Here is a 14,345-nt window from a genome sequence, read left to right as displayed (position 1 = left end):
ACTTCACAAGGAGTACAGCACCAAGTGCTGAGGTGATTTGAATGCGTGCCTTCCTTCATCCGCGACTTCTGCTCATGCAGGCATTTCTCGGCGTCGTGATCGTCGGTACCAACCGGCCGTGGTCAACGGGGTGGGTGGTTTTCTACGTGGTGTTCTCGCTAGCGCTGAACGTCATCTTGACTGTGTTATTCGACCGGAACCGACGGCGGCATCGCGGCTCGTCCGCCAGTTGACCTCGTCGGGGCCCCGAAGCGTTGACTTCAGGAGAGAATGGGGGCTGCCGCTTTGAAGCAGCACTTTGGAGGCCGCAGTCTCAACCGAGGGGTGGCAAAGGACTGGCTGGCGACCTCGCTGGATACTGGCGGTGTCGGGTGGGCGACTGACGAGTGCTTGTCGAGATCCGTGACGAAGAAGTGGTAATCATCGCCATCGGCCTCGGACATCGTTCCGAAATCTACCGAGAGCGGTAGTGCCGAGCTCCGCACGAGGATGGTTCATCGACAGGCTTCGAAGTCCCTTGCTGCATCCCGATACCGACGGCTGCTTGCATCGCCGACCGAAATCCGACCCTCTTTGCCGATTGAACAGGTCGTGATTCGTTCAATCTTCGCTGCATCTCGACAGCTCGAGCCGTTCCCGAGCGCCGCCTCAGGTGAAGCGGTCGTCGAAAGTGCGTCGGGACCAGTCCAGGACGCGTGTGCGCAACGTCTGGCCGAGCGAGTCCAGGCGGTCCTCCATCTCGTCCCGAAAACCGATGAGACCGATTGCGGCGACCGCGGTTCCGCGTTCGATCACCGGTGTCGCGACGCCGGACAGCTCCGAGCGGATGTAGCCGTGGCTCGTGGCCAGTCCGGTCGTGCGAATTGCGTCCACCTCGTTGAGGAAACCCTCGACAAACGGCTCCTCGTCGGGCGACGCGGACTTGAGGTAGGCATACATGTCCCGCTTGTCGATGCCGGCAAGCAGGCCTGGCGACCGGCGAGGCCGAGTCCACCTTCAGCCAAGCGCAACTGGCAGCGCCAGTGTTCACCATCCGCGGCGGTGCCCTGGAAGTTCTGCTGGGTCTCATCGCCAAGAGTGAGGAGAGAGCATGAGTGACATAGCCGACGACCTTCGGGCTGTGGTCCGCACGATCGTGCAGAGTGCCGAGCGAGGGTCGTCCTCAGGGCCGCAGTGGAAGCGAGTCTGGAGCGAGCTGCAGACCGCTGGAATCACCCAGATCGCAGGGCGGGACGCCGGTTCCGAGGGAGGAGACCTCGACGATTTGGTCGCGTGTGTGCAGGAGCTGGCGGCCGCGGCCGTGAGCACTCCGCTGATCGAGCACGCGACCGCCGGCTGGGCCGCGCCGAATTCACTTGAGACCGATGCGGTTCTGGACACCGTGGCCGTAGGCACGACGCACCTGTCAGTGTCCGACCAGCTGATGAGCGGCAGCGTCAGAGCGCGATGGGCGGCTGAGGCGAAACACCTCGTGCTGGTCCTGCCGGACGGTCTGGTGTTCGGGTCGGGCTGACTTCCCCGGACGTGGAGGTGCACTCTGCGGCGGACGTCGCGGGGGAGCCCGCTGCGACCGTGCGCCCGACGAACGCGTCGTGCGAGTCCATCGAGGACGTCTCGGGCAGCCAGGTACTGGGCCGGATCCGGTTGCTACGTGCCGCTGCCCTGCTCGGAGCCGCGCACGCGGCATACGACCTGACCAAGGCCTACGTCTCGACGCGAGAGCAGTTCGGCGCACCACTGCTGAAGATCCCGGCGGTCGGGGCCAATCTCGCCGTGATGCAGACCGAGCTCATCCAGGCCGATGCCGGCCTTCGGCGAGCCCTTGTCACCGGTGACAACCTCGACGCGGCATCCGCGCAGGTGGCGCGGCTCATGGCGGGGCGGTGCGCAGACCGGGTCGCCACCCTGGCGCATCAGCTGCACGGCGCCATGGGGGTGACCGAAGAATACCCACTCCACCGGCTCACCCGCCGGATCTGGGCCTGGCTCGATGCCGACCTCCCGGATCGATATGAGGCCATTTCACCTGGCACGCAAGCTGTTTCGGGCGGGGAAGCGAACTTCTGGGAGGTGCTGACCGGATGAGCAGGTGGAAGGCCACTGCGGCCGGCCCCCTCGCACGGCTCAAGGTGGTCGACCTGTCCACGACGTTGATGGGCCCTACTGCTCGCTTCTGCTCGCTCAGATGGGAGCCGATGTCGTGAAGATCGAGGCCCCGGGCGGGGACATCGTCCGGTCGATAGGCGATCGGGACGGCCGCGGACTGGGCCACGTGTTCATGAATGCCAACAGGGGCAAGAGAAGCGTCGTGCTCGACCTCAAAACCGATGATGGTCACGCCGCTCTGCTTGATCTGCTGGCCGACGCGGACGTCTTCTGTCACAACCTGAGGCCCGCAGCGGCGCGTCGGCTGGGCGTCGCGGGCGACCAGTTGGCCACGGCCTACCCGCAACTGGTGTTCTGCAGCATGTATGGATTTGGCCAGAGCGGCCGATATGCGGACAAGGCCGCCTACGACGATGTGGTCCAGGGTGCTTGTGGTGTCGCTGCGCTGCAGGCGGACCCGGCTCCGCACTGCATCCGCAGCGCGCACGTGGACAAGACCGTCGGCTCGATGGCTGCTACCGCGATTCTCGCTGCCCTGTATGAGCGTTCGCACAGTGGGCTGGGTCAAAGTGTGGACATCCCGATGTACGAGTCGATGGTGGCGATGAACGCGATCGAGCAGATGGGGGGTTTGGTCTACGACCCGCAGGACGGGCCGGCCGGTTACAGCAGGACCGCTTCCCCCCCCATCGCAAGCCGTGTGCGACCAAGGACGGCTACCTCTCGGTCGTGGTCTACACCGATCGCCAATGGCTGACGTTCTTCGATCTCATCGGTCGGTCGGACCTTGCGGGCGATCCACACTTCCAGACGATCCGCGACCGAACCGAGCACATCGACGAGCTCTACCAGCTCCTTGAAAGTGTCCTCACCACCCGAAGCACCGAGCAGTGGCTGGACCAGTTCGACAAGGCGGACATCCCGGCCGTGGCGGTCAAGAGTCTGGCCGAGCTCGTGGACGATCCGCAGATCGTGGCCAGTGAGCTCTTCGAGACGGTGGACCATCCCACCGAAGGGTGTTTGCGTCAGCCCGGTCTCGCCTGGAAGTTCTCCCGCACGCCATCGGCCCCCGGCCGGTCCAGCGGCCCGGCTGGGAGAGCACACGGATGAGGTGCTGGGCGGTGCGCACCGCGCAGCCGGACTTTCGACCGACCGGATAATAGGTTAGGTTACCCTCACTGATCTCAAGTGAAGGACGGTTATGAGCACAAAGACGTCGCGCGGTAGATCTCAGGCGATGCTGACTGTGCAGCGAGTCGAGTGGTTGACCGACCACATGGTCCGCGTCGTCGCCGGCGGGCCGGGGTTCGATGACTTCCACAACAACGAGTTCACCGACCGCTACGTCAAGATCTACTTCGCCCGGCCGGGACTGGACCTGAGGCCACCGTTTGACGTGAAGGCCCTTCGCAAGACGATGGATCCAGGTGGCCTACCGGTCACCCGCACCTACACGGTGCGTTGGGTCGATGAAGCATCGAAGACCCTGGCGATCGACTTCGTGGTCCACGGTGACGAGGGGCTCGCCGGTCCCTGGGCGGCTTCCGCGCAGCCGGGCGACACCTTCGTGGTGGGCGGGCCGGGCGGGAAGTACGCCCCGACCGAGGACGTCGACTGGCACTTGTTTGCCGGCGACGAGTCCGCGATCCCGGCGATCGGCGCGGCCCTGGAGGCTCTCCCGGCCGACGCCGTCGGCATGGCATACCTCGAGGTTGACAGCCTCGAGCTCGCGCCCGAGGTGAAGGCCCCACGCGGTGTGGAGATTCGGCTCGTATGCCGCGCGGGCGAGGGCCAGAACCCGGAGCGCCTGCGTGACGCCGTGGCGGCCGGTCCGTGGCCGGACGCTGAGATGGAGGTCTTCGCGCACGGTGAGCGTGCGGCGATGAAGGCTCTGCGCAAGCTCCTTAAGGGGCGTGGCGTCGACCGGCATCGGATCTCGCTGTCGGGCTACTGGGCGGAGGGGCGCACCGAGGACCGCTTCTCCCCTGCAAGCGGGAGGTACCCCCAGGTGGAGAAGCGCGAGCCGATCGGACAGATCGCGGACTGAGCCACCGTTCCTGACGCACACGCGCGAGTTGCCGCTCACTTCCGACGATCGAGTAGCTCGCGCTGCGCGCTCGGCTACTCGAGGGCGAACCTATTGGTGCGAGCTCCTGGACTAGTTCAATCACGTTGTTGGTCAAGGAGACTAGATGCTGAGGCCGACGAGGTGGCCGATGCCGAAGGTCACGGCCATGGCGATGACGCCACCGAGCACGTTGCGGGCGATGGCCCTGCCCTCGGGTGCACCACCGACGCGGGCGCTGATCGAGCCGGTGATGATCAGAGCTATGACGACCGCTCCGACGGTGACGGGCACTCGCCATGGGCTGCTCGGGAGCAGCACGGCAAGCAGGGGAAGCAGCGCGCCGATCGTGAAGGCCAGCAATGAGGCCCACGCTGCGTGCCAGGGGTTGGTCAGCTCGTTCGGGTCGATGCCGAGCTCCGCTTCGGCGTGGGCGCCGAGCGCGTCGTGCTCCGTCAGCTGTTCGGCGACCTTCTCTGCCAGCGGGCGGGACAGGCCCTTCGCCTGATAGATCTGGGTGAGCTCCTCCAACTCCTCGTGCGGCATGGACCGCAGCTCATGGCGTTCCTTGCGCAGTAGGGCCCGTTCGGTGTCCCGCTGAGTGCTGACCGAGACGTACTCGCCGGTCGCCATCGACAGTGCGCCGGCCACGAGGCCCGCCACGCCCGCAATGCCGATGGTCGAGCGAGCCGCGCCGGACCCGGCGACACCCATCACGATGCCTGCGACGCTGACGATGCCGTCGTTGGCGCCGAGCACCCCGGCACGCAGCCAGTTGAGCCGCCCGGAGACACCGGCGCTCTGCAGCTCGCCCTCGTGCGGCTGCTGGCGCGACGGACCCGACTCCAGCGCGTCGATGGACCGTGCTTCTGGATTGCTATCCATGTGCGCCCTCGTGGACGGTTGCGGCCATTCGGCTTGCCGCCTGCGCGATGCGGTGAGCTAGCTCGAAGTCCAGCTGCGTCAAGCCACCCTCGCTGTGCGTCGACAGCGTCCAGGTGGTCGTCACCCACGACAGGTGGAGGTCCGGGTGGTGGTCCATCTGTTCCGCCTCGTCGGCGACCTCCACGACCAGTCGCACGGCGTCGGCGAAGGATTGTGCGTCATATGCCGCCCGGATGGCGTCGTCATCCTGCTCCCAGCCCGGTAGATCCCGCAGCTGGCGGTCGATCTCCTCCTGTGCGAGTAAGCGGCTCATTGCTTCAATCTGCCCCTTCTCGGCCGTGATTTCCAGCAAGGACAGGCTGTCCAGACACCATAGTCCTTGCGAAATATTCCACGTGGAGTATATTGTTCTGGTGCCCGCACAGACCACCGCTTCACCGACCACCGACGTCACCCCGCTGTCCGTCGCGCTTCTCGCGCTCCTCCATGAGCGCGACATGCACCCCTACGAGATGCTGCACACTCTGCGCGACCGGCGCGAGGACCACCTGGTGAAGGTTCGTCCCGGGTCCCTCTACCACTGCATCGAGCGGCTGGAACGAGACGGACTTGCCCAGGTCTGCGGCACCGAGTGCGTGGGCAACCGGCCCGAGCGCACGACCTATCGACTGACCGACCGGGGGCGCCTCGCGCTGCGGGAGTGGGTCCACGAGCACCTCGCGACGGTGGAGAACACCTATCCGCCGCTGCCGCTCGCGCTTGCCGAGGCGCATTCGCTGAGCCCGCAGGAGGTCCGCGAGCGCCTCACGATCCGGCTCAACGGACTCGAGGTCCAGATCGACGAGCTGGAGGCGGGCCTTACCCAGATGCGGGAGCGGGACGTCCTGGACGCCTACGGTCTCGCCTGGACCCACTCGCTCGCAATGAGTCGTGCCGAGCACGACTACATCACCGACCTCATCACCAGGATCGACTCGAAGGACCTGACATGGCCGATGCACTGACGAGCGGCACCGAATACGCCAAGCCGTGGCCCGCGCTCTGGGCGTTGTGCGTGGGCTTCTTCATGATTCTGGTCGACTCGACAATCGTGTCGGTGGCGACGCCGGCAATGATGAACGGGTTGCACGCCGACATCAATGCAGTGGTCTGGGTGACCAGTGCCTACCTGCTGGCGTATGCCGTGCCGCTGCTGATCACCGGACGGCTGGGTGACCGGTTCGGACCGAAGAACGTCTACCTCGTCGGCCTGACGATCTTTACCCTCGCCTCCTTCTGGTGCGGCTTCACCAACTCCGTGGGCGCCCTGGTGGTCGCCCGGGTGGTCCAGGGTCTCGGCGCGTCTCTGCTTGCGCCGCAGACGATGTCGGTGATCACCCGAATCTTCCCGGCGGAGCGGCGCGGCCAGGCGATGGGCTTCTGGGGCGCGGTCGCCGGTGTGGCGACCCTCGTCGGCCCGATCCTCGGTGGCTTCCTGGTCGACCGGTGGGGCTGGGAGTGGATCTTCTACATCAACGTGCCGGTCGGTGTGATCGGGTTCGTGCTCGCCTGGATCCTGGTGCCCAAGCTGCCGGTCCACTCGCACCAGTTCGACGGTCTCGGCGTGCTCCTGTCGGCAATCGGCATGTTCCTGCTGGTCTTCGGGATCCAGGAGGGGCAGTCCTACAAGTGGGGGCAGATCTCTGGACTCGTCTCCGTCCCCCTCCTCATCGCCGTCGGCGTCGTCGTGCTCGGCCTCTTCGTCATCTGGCAGCGCAAGAACAGGCGAGAGCCGCTGGTGCCGCTCATCCTCTTCAAGGACCGCAACTTCAGCCTGGCCAACGTATCGATCACGACGGTCGGATTCGCCATCACCGCAATGGCTTTCCCACTGATGCTCTACGCCCAGGCGGTGCGTGGGATGAGCCCGCTGCATGCCGCGATGCTGCTGATCCCGATGGCCGTGCTGAGCGGAGTGCTCGCCCCTGGTGTCGGTCGCCTCGTCGACCGGATGCACCCCGCATTCCTGTCCGGCATCGGGCTGCTGTCCTTCGCCGTCTCGATGGTCTGGCTCGGCTTGGTGCTGCGCCCAGGCACCGCGGTGTGGCAGCTGGAGCTGCCCATCGTCCTGCTCGGGGTGGCCAACGCGTTCATGTGGTCTCCGCTGTCAGTCGCGGCGACACGGACCCTGCCGCCACAGAATGCCGGTGCCGGAGCGGGTGTCTACAACACGACTCGGCAGGTCGGCGCGGTGCTCGGCAGCGCGGCCATCGCGGCGCTGATGGAGTCGCGGCTGACGGCGCATCTTGGCGCGGCCGGAGCCGGCATGTCTGGGGGCGTCGGCGGCCGGTTGCCCGCGCCGGTTCGCGATGGTTTCGCGCGAGCCATGGGGGAGTCGCTCTACCTGCCGGCCGCGGTGATCTTCCTTGGCTTCATTGCCGCACTGTTCTTCACGAACCCGCACGTGAAGGCACGGCTGGCAAAGCACAGCGCCTCGACGCACTCCGGCAAGGACCAGCCGCGCCACCTGGTCAGCGACTGAGGTAGGCCAGCACCGCCAGGACCCGCCGGTTGTCGTCCGATGACACCGGCAGGTCCAGTTTGGTGAAGATCGAGCTGGTGTGCTTGCTGATCGCCTTCTCGGTCACGAACAGGGCTCCGGCGATCGCCGCGTTGGACCGGCCTTCGGCCATGAGCCCGAGCACCTCGCGCTCCCGGTCGGTGAGCTGGTCCACGGCGGACCCGGCGGTCTGCCGGGCCAGCAGGTGGCGCACGACGTCGGGGTCGAGCACGGTGCCGCCGTTGGCGACCTGCCGCGCGGAGGTGACAAATCCGGATACGTCCGAGACCCGGTCCTTGAGGAGGTAGCCCACGCCGCCATCGCCGCTGTCGAGCAGCTCGCGGGCATAGAGCTGCTCGACATACTGCGACAGCACCATGACCGGCAGCCCGGGCTGTTCGTGCCGGGCGTCGATCGCGACTCGGAGACCCTCGTCGGTGAAGGTGGGCGGCATCCGCACATCGACGATGGCGAGGTCCGGCGTGTGCTCCCGCAGTGCCTTCATCAAGGACGGCGCGTTGGCGACCGCCTCGACGACCTCGATGTCGTAGGCCTGCAGGATCCGGGTCAGGCCGTCCCGGAGGAGGGCGTGGTCTTCGCCGATGACGACGCGCACGGGACCTCCATCGTGATCACGGTCGGACCACCTTGCGGGCTGGACAGTGACATCTTGCCGTCCAGGGCGGCCAGCCGTCGAGTCACCCCGTGCAGCCCCGAACCGGTGATGACCGCCCCACCACGTCCGTCGTCCCCGACCTCGACCAGAACCCGACCGCCATCTCGGGCGGTACAGATCCATCCGCGCCTCGCGCCCGAGTGCTTCGACATGTTGGCCAGGCACTCGGCCACCGCGAAGTAGAGCGCGGACTCCGTTGCCGCGGGAATGCGCTCACCGATGCCCAGCCGGACTGTGATCGGCACGGACATGTCGACGGACAGGGCACGGACCGCCTCCTCCAGCCCGCGATCCGCAAGGACCGGTGGATGGATGCCCCGCACGACGGAGCGGATGTCACCGAGGGCACCAGACGCATTCGCGCGGGCTTCGGCGATCAGCGCGCGCACCGCGGCCGGGTCCTTGTCGACCAGCTCCTCGGCGAGTCCGAGGCTCATGGCCAGGGCGGCCAGCCTGGCCTGCGCGCCGTCGTGCAGGTCGCGTTCGACGCGGCGCAGCTCGGATGCCGAGGCGTCGACGCTCTCGTCTCGTGCGGTCGTCACCTCGGCCACCCGACGTCGCAGCGCCTCCTCGCGGGTAGCCCCGAGCAGCAGCGCGTCCAGGCGAAGCCGGAGGTGGCACAACGGCCGGGTCAGCAGGAGGAAGAGGATGACCGCAACGGTGAAGTCGACCGCGGTGAAGGCCAGCGCCTGCCCGATCTCGGTGATGTGCAAGAACCCGTACGGCCTATCGAAGACGTCGGGAAGCCCGAGCCACAGGAAGAACCAGACGATGGTCCACAGCGGGTAGATCAGAAGGCCGACGACGCAAGCGGACAGGATGAATCCCACACTGGAGCTGTAGAGCGTCCAGCCGTAGTCACGCCACCGCGCCGCCTCGGAGCCCCACAACCGGACACGACCGATTATGGAGCGCCCGGAACCATCCGCGTAGGTTTGCCGGACCGGCTCGGGCAGGCCACTCCCGGCAAGTGCACGTTGCCGGTTGCAGGCCCACCTCGTCGCCGGCACCGTGCACAGCAGTATCGGCACTCCCACCCCACCGAGGGGCACGAGGGCGAGGGCAACCGTGCTCAGGACGAAGAGGATCAGAGCGGGCACGGCCAGGAGCATCGACGCAAGGCTGATCACGGTGAGCCTCAGTCGACCCGGACGTCTCGGCGGGCCGGCCGGGTCGGCCGTGAGGGTCGCCGCAGAGGAGGTCATGGGTCCATCCTGCCCTGTGCCCGACGAGGTGGCAGTAGGCGCAAGCCCCACCAGACCGGCGTGCGGGGTGGGCCTGGGCCTACCCCCGTCCGGGTCCTGGCACCCGTGACCGGAGAGGTCTGAGAGGGAAGTCTGAATGCGTCGGCCACTTGCCGATCGGACTCTCCAGGAGGAGCTCTCATGCGACGTAGGAACATCACCGGGCGGCTGGCGCGCTGGAGCGCACGGCACCCATGGCGGGCAGTCGGTGTCTGGTTGGTGCTCGTGGTGCTCGCCGTCGGCGCCGGATCCGCGATGGCTATGAAGACACCGACGGCTGTGGATCAGCGCGTCGGCCAGTCGGGTCGAGCGGCCGCCATGCTTGAGGCCGCGGGTCTGCAGACGCCGGACACCGAGTATGTCCTGATCGGCGGGTCGGCCGGGCGAGCCGACAGGCACTCCGCGGAAGGCGTCGCACACGTGATAGCGACCCAGGTGTCGGGTGATCACGTTGTCGCCGGCACCCAGCACCCGGTGTGGTCAACGGACGGGGGCACGCTGATGCTTCCGATTACGTTGAAGGAGCGGGCGAATGGCGCGGACCCGGATGTGTCCGGGATTCAGCACGTTGTGACCGAAGCTGCCCACGACCATCCGGGGATGAAGATCGCCGAGGCCGGCACCGCCTCCCTGAACGCCGCGGTCAACGACAGGGTCGGTTCGGACCTGGGATCGGCCGAGTCGATCAGCCTGCCGATCACGCTGCTGATCATGCTCGTGGTCTTCGCAGCACTGATCGCCGCAGGCATCCCGGTGCTGCTCGCCCTGACCAGTGTGCTCGCCACGATGGGACTGATGGGCCCGATCTCGCACCTCATCCCGATGGAGTCGACCGTCACCAGCATGATCCTGCTGATCGGGATGGCGGTCGGGGTGGACTACTCCCTCTTCTACCTCAAGCGGGAGCGTCAGGAGCGCGCCAAGGGCGCCACGAAGCTGGACGCGGTGGAGATTGCCACCCAGACGTCAGGGCACTCGATCGTGGTCTCCGGGTCGGCCGTGATCGCCTGCATGGCCGGCCTGTATGCCGTGGGCAGCGTGACGTTCAACAGCCTTGCCGCCGGCGCGATCCTCGTTGTGGCAATTGCCGTATTCGGTTCCCTTACCGTGCTGCCCGCGCTCCTGGTGATCTTCGGGCACTGGGTGGACCGCCCGCGCGTGCCGCTCTTGTGGCGCCTGGTTGCTCGAATACGACCCGGCGGCGCAAGCCGAGTGATCTTCGCTCCGGTGCTTCGGCACCCGAAGACCGCGTTCCTCGCAGCGCTCGTCGTGCTGGTGGCGCTGGCCGGGCCCGCGCTGGGGATGAAGACCCAGCAGGGCAGCCTCGACACCCTGCCACAGAACATCCCGCAGGTGCAGACGATGCAGCGGATCAGCACCCAGTTCCCCTCGGCCAGGGAGGGAGTGCAGGTCGTCCTGACAACGACCTCGGATCGGGCGCAGGCGGTCGCCGCTCTGGGCCGAGTCGCCGCTGCAGCCCGGGCCACGGGTCGCTGGGCTGAGGGTCGGGCTGGGATCAGGGTCGGGCCGGACACCGCTGTCCTGTCGCTGGGCAGCACCGCCGGCGCAGGAAGCAGCACAGCGGACTCGGCCCTGAACGACCTACGGGATCAGCTGGTGCCCAACGCAGTTCGCGGCGTACCGGATGCACGCTGGGCGGTCGGCGGCAGCATGGCCGAGGAATACGACGTCGCGCAGCAGCTGTCCGGCGGGCTACCCAAGGTGCTGGTCATCGTGCTGGGGCTGATGCTGGTCATGATGGCTCTGACCTTCCGCAGCGTCGTTGTCGCGGTGCTGTCCACCCTGCTCAATCTGCTCTCGGTGGGCGCGACCTTCGGGGTGGTGTCGCTGGTCTTCGAGCACACCTGGGCCCAGGGACTATTGGACTTCCACTCGACGGGCGCGCTCATCTCGTGGATCCCAATCTTCCTGTTTGTCGTGCTGATGGGCCTGTCGATGGACTATCACGTGTTTGTGCTCAGCCGGGTTCGTGAGCACGTGCGGCGCGGCCTGCCCCCGCGGGTTGCGGTCGCCTCGGCACTGGACGAGACGGCCGGAGTGGTCACGAGTGCCGCGGTCGTCATGGTCTCCGTGTTTGCGCTGTTTGCGACCCTGAGCATGGTCGAGATGAAGGAGATCGGCGTCGGTCTGTCGGTGGCTGTGCTGCTGGACGCGACCCTGGTGCGCCTCGTCCTGCTTCCGTCCGCGCTGGTGATTCTGGGCAAGGTCGCATGGTGGCCGATGCGAGTTCGCGGGGACCGACCCGAGCCGGTTGCCGACGAGGCGCGGCTCCAGCCGGTTGCAGCGCTACCTCAGCCGTGACCGCGGCTCCGGTGCGGCAGACTGGTGGTATGCCAGCCACCGCACCGGAGCGCCGCGTCGTCGTCGGGGCCGCCCTCGTCGACGACATGTCGCGCCCGCACGTTCTGCTCGGTGCTCGCCGGACCGCGCCGGCTGCGCACGCGGGCGGGTGGGAGCTGCCTGGTGGCAAGGTCGAGCCCGGCGAGGGCCTGCACGCCGCGCTGCACCGTGAGCTGCTGGAGGAGCTTGGCGTCGAGATCCGGGTGGGCGATCAGATCCTGGGACCGCTCGACGGCGCGTGGCCGCTCGGCGAGACCTACGTCATGCACGTGTGGATCACCCGAGTTGCGGGCAGCCACGCACCAGAGCCGCTCGAGGACCATGACCAGCTGCGCTGGCTGACCAGGGCGCAGCTCTTCGACGTGCCCTGGCTGCCCGACGATCTGCCCGTGGTCGAGGCGGTCAGCAGATGGATGACCTGACCGCACGTGGCCTCAGCGCCTGACCCGCCGTCGGCCGACGAGCAGCCCGCCGGCGAGGGCAAGCACAACCGCGACGACCCCGACATACACCCACGGGCTCGTGCTGCCGGATCCACCGGCCGTCGCACTGGCGGTTTTGCTCGCCGCGACCGAGGCTGTGGACGCGCGAGGGGACGGCGCCCCGATGCCTGCGGCCCTGCTGGTGAAGGTGAACTTTCCACTGACTGGATGGCCGTCGACCGACGTGATGCGCCAATCGACGGTGTACGTTCCCGCCGCCGATCCCGGTCGAATGGCCTGGCTGACGGAGTGATTCAAGAGGGTCGGTTTGCCTTCGGTCACGTCGCCCGAGGGGCCTGTCACCTTGAGCACGGTGCCCGTGGCGATGGCGGGATTGTCGAAGGTGAGCACGATCTTTGACGGTGTGTGTCCCACCCTCGACCCGTCCGCTGGCGACGTGGAGATCAGGACATCGTGCGCGAGTGCCTGTGGGGTGATGCTCAGCCACAAGCAGGTCGCGAAGAGCGCAGTCACCAGGGCAAGGAGCCGGCGGATCATGCCGCCACATCATTCACGTGGCGTCGCCGCAGGCCGGCCGCGCCCACTCCGACGCCGACGACGCCGACCGCGAGCCCGCCTCCGCCGAGCCAGCGAGCCGTGGTGTCGGTCGTGGACGGCGGGTCGTGCGCGTCAGCCGCAGCGGTCACGTGGAAGGCCGGTGCGGGGTGCTCCGGCTCTGTCTTGCCCACGCTCTTCTGGTCCCACTTGACGACGTCGCCGTTCGAGTACTTCTGAGCGGCGGGCACCGCCACCTGTTTGCCGGCCTCCGGCAACGGCCCCACGGACAGAGCGAAGGTCTCGAACTGGTCAGGGGCGATGCCCTGTCCGGACTCGGCTGTCCAGGTCACCGTGCGGACGGCCTCGGTGACGGTCGCTCCGTCGTGGGCGACGGGGTGCGGCAGTGTGGCGGTGTGCAAGGTGGCCTTCCAGCCCGGCACGGGCTGCACGCTGACGCTGAGGAAGGGGTCCTGCTGGGGGAGCGTGACCGTGAGCTGGGTCGTCGAGGCCGTGGCCTCCTCGTTGGGGACGCGGAAGGTGAGCACCGAGAACGAACCGGCCTCGGTGGTGCTGGGTGTGACGCGCACATGGGCGGATGCGGCGGCGGCGCCGCCGAGCAGCAGAGCCCCGCAGAGCCCGATGGTCGCTGCGGCGCGGATGGGCAGGATGGATCGCATGGTGATTCCTGTCGGTTGAGCAGCCGTCGGCGGGCCAGTTTGTCGTGGCGCCGCGCGGCACAGTGGACGAAGGTCAGGCGAAGATCGCCTGCGGTGGCCCACGGCGGCTCGGGACGGGATCGATCCCCTCATGAGTCGGCGAGAGCAGAGGTGCGACGGGCGCGGTCCGAGACGGGAGAACCGCCCCGACCGGGCGGTCCGGCAGTCGGCGGCCGAAGTAGGCGGCCAGTGACCAGAGCAGGGTCTCGCCATACGCCAGCAGCAGCGCGAGGGCCGTGGTCGCGCCGGCGTGCGCCAAGATCATCCCCGCGCTCATGTCCATCGGCGGCATCCCTGCTCCGGCGGGCAGGGTGTCGAGCGCGCGCGTGCGGTGACTGGACGGACCGTGGCCGTGGATCTGGGTGTCGATGGGTGCCCGGTCGGCCAGACAGGTGAATGTCGTGTGGAGGATGACCTGCATTCCGCCGAGCAGCGCAAGAGTCTTGAGGCGGCTCAATCTGCGGCCGGCGCACAACGTGGTCGTGACCGTTGCCAGCAGCACCGCCATCGCGACAACTCCGGGCCCGGGCGATGCCGCGCCGGCCCCGACGTGCGCCGCAAGCGCCAGAGCGACCGCCGCACCACCCAGTGCGGCGGATCGCGCAAGCCGTCTGGTTTCTCGTGTCAGTTCCACTGCGCGCAGTCTATGAGGTTGCCGGGTGACACAACCTTCCGCACAAAATCACCGGTCACTAAAACCCCATACGTCACACGAGTCATGGGAGGATGCCCGGGGTATGCGGACTGCCTGGCGCGGCCCGCCCGGGTGGGTG

17 protein-coding genes are annotated in these 14,345 nt (G+C 67.5%); 9 read left to right on the top strand and 8 right to left on the bottom strand.

The window, feature by feature from the left end:
- Nucleotides 1–648: 648 nt before the first annotated feature.
- On the bottom strand, nucleotides 649–939 hold the full coding sequence (locus FGL98_RS16975; protein WP_146318643.1) for an IclR family transcriptional regulator: 291 nt from the start codon (nucleotides 937–939) through the stop codon (nucleotides 649–651).
- Between the two features lie 151 nt (nucleotides 940–1,090).
- Between FGL98_RS16975 and FGL98_RS16970 the strand changes: the two genes are divergently transcribed.
- From FGL98_RS16970 to FGL98_RS16950, 5 genes are all read left to right on the top strand, one after another.
- On the top strand, nucleotides 1,091–1,513 hold the full coding sequence (locus FGL98_RS16970; RefSeq protein WP_146318641.1) for a hypothetical protein: 423 nt from the start codon (nucleotides 1,091–1,093) through the stop codon (nucleotides 1,511–1,513).
- Nucleotides 1,514–1,524: 11 nt separating this feature from the next.
- Nucleotides 1,525–2,085 carry an acyl-CoA dehydrogenase family protein gene (locus FGL98_RS16965; RefSeq protein WP_186526218.1) on the top strand — a complete coding sequence of 187 codons (561 nt, stop codon included), beginning with the start codon at nucleotides 1,525–1,527 and terminating at the stop codon, nucleotides 2,083–2,085.
- Nucleotides 2,086–2,089: 4 nt separating this feature from the next.
- Complete coding sequence (locus tag FGL98_RS26765; protein WP_281289188.1) at nucleotides 2,090–2,863, top strand: CoA transferase; 774 nt, start codon at nucleotides 2,090–2,092, stop codon at nucleotides 2,861–2,863.
- On the top strand, nucleotides 2,836–3,216 hold the full coding sequence (locus tag FGL98_RS26760; protein ID WP_146318635.1) for a CoA transferase: 381 nt from the start codon (nucleotides 2,836–2,838) through the stop codon (nucleotides 3,214–3,216). The genes FGL98_RS26765 and FGL98_RS26760 overlap by 28 nt, the downstream gene beginning before the upstream one ends.
- Nucleotides 3,217–3,307: 91 nt before the next feature.
- Entirely contained in the window at nucleotides 3,308–4,153 is an 846-nt protein-coding gene (locus FGL98_RS16950; protein ID WP_146318633.1) for a siderophore-interacting protein, read from the top strand.
- A 141-nt stretch (nucleotides 4,154–4,294) separates the two neighbouring features.
- Here the strand turns inward: FGL98_RS16950 and FGL98_RS16945 are convergent, their stop codons facing one another.
- Nucleotides 4,295–5,056, bottom strand: coding sequence for a VIT1/CCC1 transporter family protein (locus tag FGL98_RS16945; RefSeq protein WP_146318631.1), 762 nt, complete (start codon nucleotides 5,054–5,056; stop codon nucleotides 4,295–4,297).
- Nucleotides 5,049–5,369: a 4a-hydroxytetrahydrobiopterin dehydratase gene (locus FGL98_RS16940; protein WP_146318629.1), complete on the bottom strand. Its 321-nt coding sequence runs from the start codon at nucleotides 5,367–5,369 to the stop codon at nucleotides 5,049–5,051. The genes FGL98_RS16945 and FGL98_RS16940 overlap by 8 nt, the downstream gene beginning before the upstream one ends.
- Before the next feature lie 100 nt (nucleotides 5,370–5,469).
- Between FGL98_RS16940 and FGL98_RS16935 the strand changes: the two genes are divergently transcribed.
- Complete coding sequence (locus FGL98_RS16935) at nucleotides 5,470–6,060, top strand: PadR family transcriptional regulator (protein ID WP_186526217.1); 591 nt, start codon at nucleotides 5,470–5,472, stop codon at nucleotides 6,058–6,060.
- A complete protein-coding gene (locus tag FGL98_RS16930; RefSeq protein WP_146318625.1) occupies nucleotides 6,045–7,577 on the top strand; it encodes an MFS transporter in 1,533 nt (510 codons plus the stop codon). Before FGL98_RS16935 ends, FGL98_RS16930 begins: the two co-directional genes overlap by 16 nt.
- Here the strand turns inward: FGL98_RS16930 and FGL98_RS16925 are convergent.
- Both FGL98_RS16925 and FGL98_RS16920 read right to left on the bottom strand, forming a co-directional pair.
- Nucleotides 7,567–8,211, bottom strand: coding sequence for a response regulator (locus FGL98_RS16925; protein WP_146318623.1), 645 nt, complete (start codon nucleotides 8,209–8,211; stop codon nucleotides 7,567–7,569). The genes FGL98_RS16930 and FGL98_RS16925 overlap by 11 nt on opposite strands.
- Nucleotides 8,163–9,476: a sensor histidine kinase gene (locus FGL98_RS16920; protein WP_146318621.1), complete on the bottom strand. Its 1,314-nt coding sequence runs from the start codon at nucleotides 9,474–9,476 to the stop codon at nucleotides 8,163–8,165. The genes FGL98_RS16925 and FGL98_RS16920 overlap by 49 nt, the downstream gene beginning before the upstream one ends.
- A gap of 180 nt (nucleotides 9,477–9,656) precedes the next feature.
- Between FGL98_RS16920 and FGL98_RS16915 the strand changes: the two genes are divergently transcribed.
- Entirely contained in the window at nucleotides 9,657–11,837 is a 2,181-nt protein-coding gene (locus FGL98_RS16915; RefSeq protein WP_146318619.1) for an MMPL family transporter, read from the top strand.
- A gap of 29 nt (nucleotides 11,838–11,866) precedes the next feature.
- Nucleotides 11,867–12,298, top strand: a complete 432-nt coding sequence (locus FGL98_RS16910; RefSeq protein ID WP_146318617.1) for a (deoxy)nucleoside triphosphate pyrophosphohydrolase — start codon at nucleotides 11,867–11,869, stop codon at nucleotides 12,296–12,298.
- Nucleotides 12,299–12,310: 12 nt separating this feature from the next.
- On the opposite strand, the gene FGL98_RS16905 is transcribed toward FGL98_RS16910, so the two are convergent.
- The 3 genes from FGL98_RS16905 to FGL98_RS16895 all read right to left on the bottom strand — a co-directional run bounded on the left by FGL98_RS16905 (nucleotide 12,311) and on the right by FGL98_RS16895 (nucleotide 14,206).
- Nucleotides 12,311–12,856 carry a copper resistance CopC family protein gene (locus tag FGL98_RS16905; RefSeq protein ID WP_146318615.1) on the bottom strand — a complete coding sequence of 182 codons (546 nt, stop codon included), beginning with the start codon at nucleotides 12,854–12,856 and terminating at the stop codon, nucleotides 12,311–12,313.
- Nucleotides 12,853–13,533 carry a YcnI family copper-binding membrane protein gene (locus FGL98_RS16900; RefSeq protein WP_146318613.1) on the bottom strand — a complete coding sequence of 227 codons (681 nt, stop codon included), beginning with the start codon at nucleotides 13,531–13,533 and terminating at the stop codon, nucleotides 12,853–12,855. Before FGL98_RS16900 ends, FGL98_RS16905 begins: the two co-directional genes overlap by 4 nt.
- A 73-nt stretch (nucleotides 13,534–13,606) precedes the next feature.
- Nucleotides 13,607–14,206, bottom strand: coding sequence for a hypothetical protein (locus tag FGL98_RS16895; RefSeq protein ID WP_146318612.1), 600 nt, complete (start codon nucleotides 14,204–14,206; stop codon nucleotides 13,607–13,609).
- Nucleotides 14,207–14,345: the final 139 nt, after the last annotated feature.

It is taken from the genome of Leekyejoonella antrihumi, assembly GCF_007845645.1.
GTDB classification, from domain to species: domain Bacteria; phylum Actinomycetota; class Actinomycetes; order Actinomycetales; family Dermatophilaceae; genus Leekyejoonella; species Leekyejoonella antrihumi.
This window is presented reverse-complemented; position numbering and strand designations above follow the sequence as displayed.

What these genes read in the sequence shown, in the direction of transcription:
- FGL98_RS16975 (WP_146318643.1), bottom strand. Translation starts at nt 939, where the DNA reads ATGTATGCCTACCTCAAGTCCGCGTCGCCCGACGAGGAGCCGTTTGTC.
- FGL98_RS16970 (WP_146318641.1), top strand. Translation starts at nt 1,091, where the DNA reads ATGAGTGACATAGCCGACGACCTTCGGGCTGTGGTCCGCACGATCGTG.
- FGL98_RS16950 (WP_146318633.1), top strand. Translation starts at nt 3,308, where the DNA reads ATGAGCACAAAGACGTCGCGCGGTAGATCTCAGGCGATGCTGACTGTG.
- FGL98_RS16945 (WP_146318631.1), bottom strand. Translation starts at nt 5,056, where the DNA reads ATGGATAGCAATCCAGAAGCACGGTCCATCGACGCGCTGGAGTCGGGT.
- FGL98_RS16940 (WP_146318629.1), bottom strand. Translation starts at nt 5,369, where the DNA reads ATGAGCCGCTTACTCGCACAGGAGGAGATCGACCGCCAGCTGCGGGAT.
- FGL98_RS16930 (WP_146318625.1), top strand. Translation starts at nt 6,045, where the DNA reads ATGGCCGATGCACTGACGAGCGGCACCGAATACGCCAAGCCGTGGCCC.
- FGL98_RS16920 (WP_146318621.1), bottom strand. Translation starts at nt 9,476, where the DNA reads ATGACCTCCTCTGCGGCGACCCTCACGGCCGACCCGGCCGGCCCGCCG.
- FGL98_RS16915 (WP_146318619.1), top strand. Translation starts at nt 9,657, where the DNA reads ATGCGACGTAGGAACATCACCGGGCGGCTGGCGCGCTGGAGCGCACGG.
- FGL98_RS16910 (WP_146318617.1), top strand. Translation starts at nt 11,867, where the DNA reads ATGCCAGCCACCGCACCGGAGCGCCGCGTCGTCGTCGGGGCCGCCCTC.
- FGL98_RS16905 (WP_146318615.1), bottom strand. Translation starts at nt 12,856, where the DNA reads ATGATCCGCCGGCTCCTTGCCCTGGTGACTGCGCTCTTCGCGACCTGC.
- FGL98_RS16900 (WP_146318613.1), bottom strand. Translation starts at nt 13,533, where the DNA reads ATGCGATCCATCCTGCCCATCCGCGCCGCAGCGACCATCGGGCTCTGC.